Below are 5,000 nucleotides of genomic sequence, written 5' to 3'. Positions count from 1 at the left end.
GCGATAGCTCAATGGTGGAGCATTCGGCTGTTAACCGACAGGTTGGAGGTTCGAGTCCTCTTCGCGGAGCCATTTTTTTATCCAAAGCACGAATTTTTAAGCAGTGAGAAATCACTGCTTTTTTTATTATGTTATTATATACAATGAATAAAGCTTAATGATATAATTTCTTTATTAGATGAAAGGGTGGTAAACTTTTTGGTATGGAGAATTTATTGAGCATTGAAAATGATGGAGTTAGAATAAGAGATAGGGAAAGTAATGTTTTATATAAGTGGAATATGATAAAAGCTATAAACTTTAAAGGTGATAAATTAAAGAATATAACTATAATAGATATTACTGATAAACCTATAGCTATAGTTCCTATAATAGAAAATGATGAAAGTCAGAAGCTTGTATGTAATACAATAGAATCTATGATTAAAAAATAAAAATAAAAAAAAGAGTTGCAATTTTATAAAAAATTGATATAATAATTAATGTAAATATTCCGCGATAGCTCAATGGTGGAGCATTCGGCTGTTAACCGACAGGTTGGAGGTTCGAGTCCTCTTCGCGGAGCCATTTTTTTATTAAGATAGAAATTTAGCAGTGATTATAAAAATCACTGCTTTTTTTTGTTATTCATCATCTTCAATTAAATCTATAATAACGGCACAAGCAAGTATTAGTCCATGATCATTAAAATTTTCTATATCAATAGCATATTTGCCCATTGAATTAATACTACTTTTAGAAGCTTTAGCTACAGGAGTATCATATTCATCGTATATACAAAATTCATAATCAGTAAAATCACCTTTAGCAATTAATTCTCCATAAGGAGTGTCAATGATAAATTCATCCTCTATAGGAGTAAGTATTCTTTTTGTTATTTTAGCATAAGGTTCATTTGCTCTATAAACTTCAAATGTTTCGGCTAATTTAATATGTTTTTTTCGTATTTTAAATAACTTATTACCATTTGAGTCTTCAAAAAATAATCTTTCTCCAATAGTAAATACTTTACCATCAACTTTGTAACATACATCTCCATTAGCATCTTTTATTAAATAATCATTTCCAATAGAAACTAAATTTTGATTTAAAATATATTTCATGATTAATCCCCCTTTATTATTTTATTTAAATATATTATATAATATATAAGCTGTTCATTAAGTAAATTTAATGTAACATAAAAAATAAGTTTGTATGTACCTTGACATATATAAGGCTTTTGGTAAAATTAAATATATAATTTAATATGTGCGTTGAAAAAGAATAGTAGTCTTAGCTTTATTTTTAGAGAGATGATGGGTGGTGCAAATCATTAATAAGGTAAGATGAAGGGAGCTTTTGAGCATTGTTTTAGAAAGTTGGGCTTTAGCCAAGAAGGGTGGAACCGCGGAATGTTTTTCGTCCCTTTATTGTGCTTATGGCTTTTTTTATTATAAAAAATTATTGGAGGTATTAGAAATGGCAGTAGAAAAGACTATGGATAAAATAGTTGCACTTTGTAAGAACAGAGGATTTATATTCCCAGGATCAGATATATATGGTGGACTTGCAAACTCATGGGATTACGGTCCATTAGGGGTTGAATTTAAGAATAATGTTAAAAAAGCATGGTGGCAAAAATTTGTTCAAGAAAGTCCATATAACGTAGGTGTTGATTGTGCTATATTAATGAACAAGGAAGTTTGGGTGGCATCAGGTCACTTAGGTGGATTCTCAGATCCATTAATGGATTGTAAAGAATGTAAGGCTAGATTTAGAGCTGACAAATTAGTTGAAGATCATATGACTGAAAGTGGAGTTGAAGTTGCTTCAGCTGATGGTATGTCAAATGAACAATTAAAAAGCTACATAGAGGAGCATAATATAGTATGTCCTAAATGTGGAAAGATGAACTACACAGATATAAGACAATTCAATCTTATGTTTAAAACTTTCCAAGGTGTAACTGAAGATGCTAAGAATGAAATATACTTAAGACCAGAAACAGCTCAAGGTATATTCGTAAACTTTAAGCAAGTTCAAAGAAGTTCAAGAAAGAAAGTACCATTTGGTATAGCTCAAATAGGTAAATCATTTAGAAATGAAATTACACCAGGTAACTTCACATTCAGAACAAGAGAATTTGAACAAATGGAATTAGAATTCTTCTGTAAGCCAGGAACTGATTTAGAATGGTTTGAATACTGGAGAGAATACTGCTGGAACTTCTTATTAAACTTAGGAGTTGATAAAGACTTCTTAAGATTAAGAGATCATGAAGCGGAAGAACTTTCATTCTATTCAAATGCAACATCAGATATAGAATATCTATTCCCATTTGGTTGGGGTGAGCTTTGGGGTATAGCTGATAGAACAGATTATGATCTAAAGAAGCATGCAGAGCATTCAGGTCAAGATTTAACTTACTTAGATCCAATGACTAATGAAAGATATATACCATACTGTATAGAACCATCACTTGGAGCAGATAGAGTTGCACTTGCATTCTTAGTTGACGCATATGATGAAGAAGATTTATCAACAGAAACTAAGCAAGATTCAAGAATAGTTATGCATCTTCATCCAGCACTTGCACCATTTAAGGCTGCAATATTACCATTATCAAAGAAATTATCAGATAAGGCTTTAGAAGTATACGGAGAACTTGCTAAGAAGTTTAATGTTGAATATGATGAAGCTGGAAGTATTGGTAAGAGATACAGAAGACAAGACGAAATAGGTACTCCATTCTGTATAACAATTGATTTTGATACATTAGAAGATGGAGCAGTAACAGTTAGAGATAGAGATTCAATGGAACAAGAGAGAGTTAAAATTGAAGATTTAGAAGCATATATTGCTAAGAGTTTAGAATTTTAATTAATATAATACAAAAAGAGTATTTTCATTATGAAAATACTCTTTTTTCTCATATATATTGATATAATGGGGGTTTTTGATAGAATTTAAACTTAAAAACAATAATCTATAGTGTTATAATTAGAAACAAATGGGACAAAATTAAAAATAATTCATAATATATAAGTTGATAGTAGTGTAGACTTGGAGGCAAAGTATGAAAAAAGATTTTAGAGAGTTTAAAGATTTTATAAAAGGCAAGAAAGTTGGAGTTGTAGGAATAGGAGTAAGTAATATACCGCTTATTAATTTCTTAGTAGAACTTGATGCTAAAGTTACAGCTTTTGATATGAAAAGCGAAGCGAAGCTAGGGGCTATAGCTGAAGATTTTAAGAATAAAGGAGTAGAACTTTCTCTTGGGGAAGACTACTTAGATAATTTAACTGGTTTTGATGTTGTATTTAAGACACCATCAATGAGAATAGATTGTGATGCTCTAGTTAGAGTTAAGAAAGAAGGGGCATACATAACTTCAGAAATGGAAGAGTTCGTAAGATATTGTAGTGGAAAGATATATGGTGTTACTGGTAGTGATGGAAAAACAACAACAACTACTATAATATCAAAATTATTAAGTGAAGAAGGTTATAAGACTTGGGTAGGTGGAAATATAGGAACACCATTATTTGCTCAAATTGAAGAAATAAAAAAAGAAGATATGGTAGTACTTGAATTATCAAGTTTTCAACTTATGACTATGGATTTACCAATAGATGTAGCTATATGTACTAATTTAGCTCCAAATCATTTAGATATGCATAAAGATATGCAAGAATATATAGATGCTAAGAAAAATGTATTCTTATATGGTGAAGAATCAGGAGTATTAGTAGTAAATAGAGAAAATGATATAACATATAGCTTTGAAAAAGAGGCTAAAGGTGAGGTTAGAGAATTTAGTTCAAAAAGAGTACTAGAAAAAGGTGCTTATTATAAAGAAGGAATACTATACCTAGAAGGAAAAGAAGTTGTAAGAAGAGAAGAGATACTTTTAAAAGGTATGCATAATGTAGAAAATTATTTAGCTGCATTTATAGCTACTAAAGATGACGTTTCAATAGAAGCGATGAAAAAAGTATGTGAGACTTTTGGTGGAGTAGAACATAGATGTGAAATTGTAAGAGAACTAAATGGAGTTGAATATTATAATGATTCTATAGCGTCAAGTCCTACAAGAACTTTAGCTGGACTTAAAGCTTTTGATGAGAAGGTAATATTAATAGCAGGGGGATATGATAAACATATACCTTTTGAGCCTTTAGCTGAAGAAGGATATCCTTTTATCAAAAAAATGATATTAGTTGGAGATACTAAGGAGAAAATTAAAGCGGCATTTAATAAACTAAAAGAAGAAAAAGGTATTGATGTTGAAATCATAGAAGTAAATACTTTTGAAGATGCAGTAAATAAAGCAAAAGAGATAGCAGTAGATGGGGATATAGTAACATTATCACCGGCTTGTGCATCTTTTGATATGTTCCCTAACTTTATGGAAAGAGGAAATAGATTTAAGGAATTAGTAAATGCATTAAAATAAATGGAAAAAAGATAGTACAAATAATTGTGCTATCTTTTTTTTATTTCTAAATAAATGAAGAAAAGGATTATTAAAAGTGTAAATTATATTTAAAAAGATAAAGAAAAATATCTTATATAGATAGAAAAGCACAGAAAAGAATTCGGATTTTATTGTGGAAATTAGACTGATTAATAGAAAAATGGTTTTTTAAGGCGATAACTATACCACGTGTATCATTATTTGAATTAGTTAGTAAAGCTAAGAAAAATAGAGTATTTAAAGAATAAATTTATGTAATGATAATTAATTAAGAATTATAAAAAATATAATCATGGTACTATAATATCCGTCGTCAGGTGATGGCGGCAACGAAAACACTTCAAGTAAAACATTGAAAAAACAATTTGAAAAAAGTTGTTGACAATGAGAAACTTAAGTGATACTATAATAAAGCAGTCAACGAGATTGCACAGATCTTTGAAAATTGAACAGAATATAGAAATACATTTAAACAACCAGCAATTCTTTTTATTAAAGTAAGTTTTATGAGTGAAAAGATTAAACTTTTTATTGAGAGTTT

4 protein-coding genes, 1 tRNA gene and 1 other annotated feature are annotated in these 5,000 nt (G+C 29.5%); of the genes, 4 read left to right on the top strand and 1 reads right to left on the bottom strand.

Annotation, left to right across the window (positions count from 1 at the left end; translation table 11 throughout):
- The first annotated feature begins 203 nt into the window (after positions 1–203).
- The gene (locus ACQPUW_RS17155) at positions 204–434 is read left to right on the top strand and encodes a hypothetical protein (protein ID WP_430838657.1); all 231 of its coding nucleotides are present in this window, start codon (positions 204–206) and stop codon (positions 432–434) included.
- A 58-nt stretch (positions 435–492) separates the two neighbouring features.
- Positions 493–567 (top strand) — tRNA-Asn (locus tag ACQPUW_RS17150).
- Between the two features lie 56 nt (positions 568–623).
- Here the strand turns inward: ACQPUW_RS17150 and ACQPUW_RS17145 are convergent.
- Positions 624–1,103: an LURP-one-related/scramblase family protein gene (locus ACQPUW_RS17145; protein WP_430838656.1), complete on the bottom strand. Its 480-nt coding sequence runs from the start codon at positions 1,101–1,103 to the stop codon at positions 624–626.
- Between the two features lie 144 nt (positions 1,104–1,247).
- Positions 1,248–1,412 (top strand) — a binding site (T-box leader).
- 49 nt (positions 1,413–1,461) lie between these two features.
- Here ACQPUW_RS17145 and ACQPUW_RS17140 point away from each other — a divergent pair.
- On the top strand, positions 1,462–2,862 hold the full coding sequence (locus ACQPUW_RS17140) for a glycine--tRNA ligase (RefSeq protein ID WP_430838655.1): 1,401 nt from the start codon (positions 1,462–1,464) through the stop codon (positions 2,860–2,862).
- Positions 2,863–3,058: 196 nt separating this feature from the next.
- Positions 3,059–4,438, top strand: coding sequence for a UDP-N-acetylmuramoyl-L-alanine--D-glutamate ligase (gene murD, locus ACQPUW_RS17135; RefSeq protein WP_430838654.1), 1,380 nt, complete (start codon positions 3,059–3,061; stop codon positions 4,436–4,438).
- Positions 4,439–5,000: the final 562 nt, after the last annotated feature.

Origin of the sequence: Clostridium sardiniense, assembly GCF_050584765.1 — a bacterium.
GTDB lineage: Bacteria > Bacillota > Clostridia > Clostridiales > Clostridiaceae > Clostridium > Clostridium sardiniense_A.
This window is presented reverse-complemented; position numbering and strand designations above follow the sequence as displayed.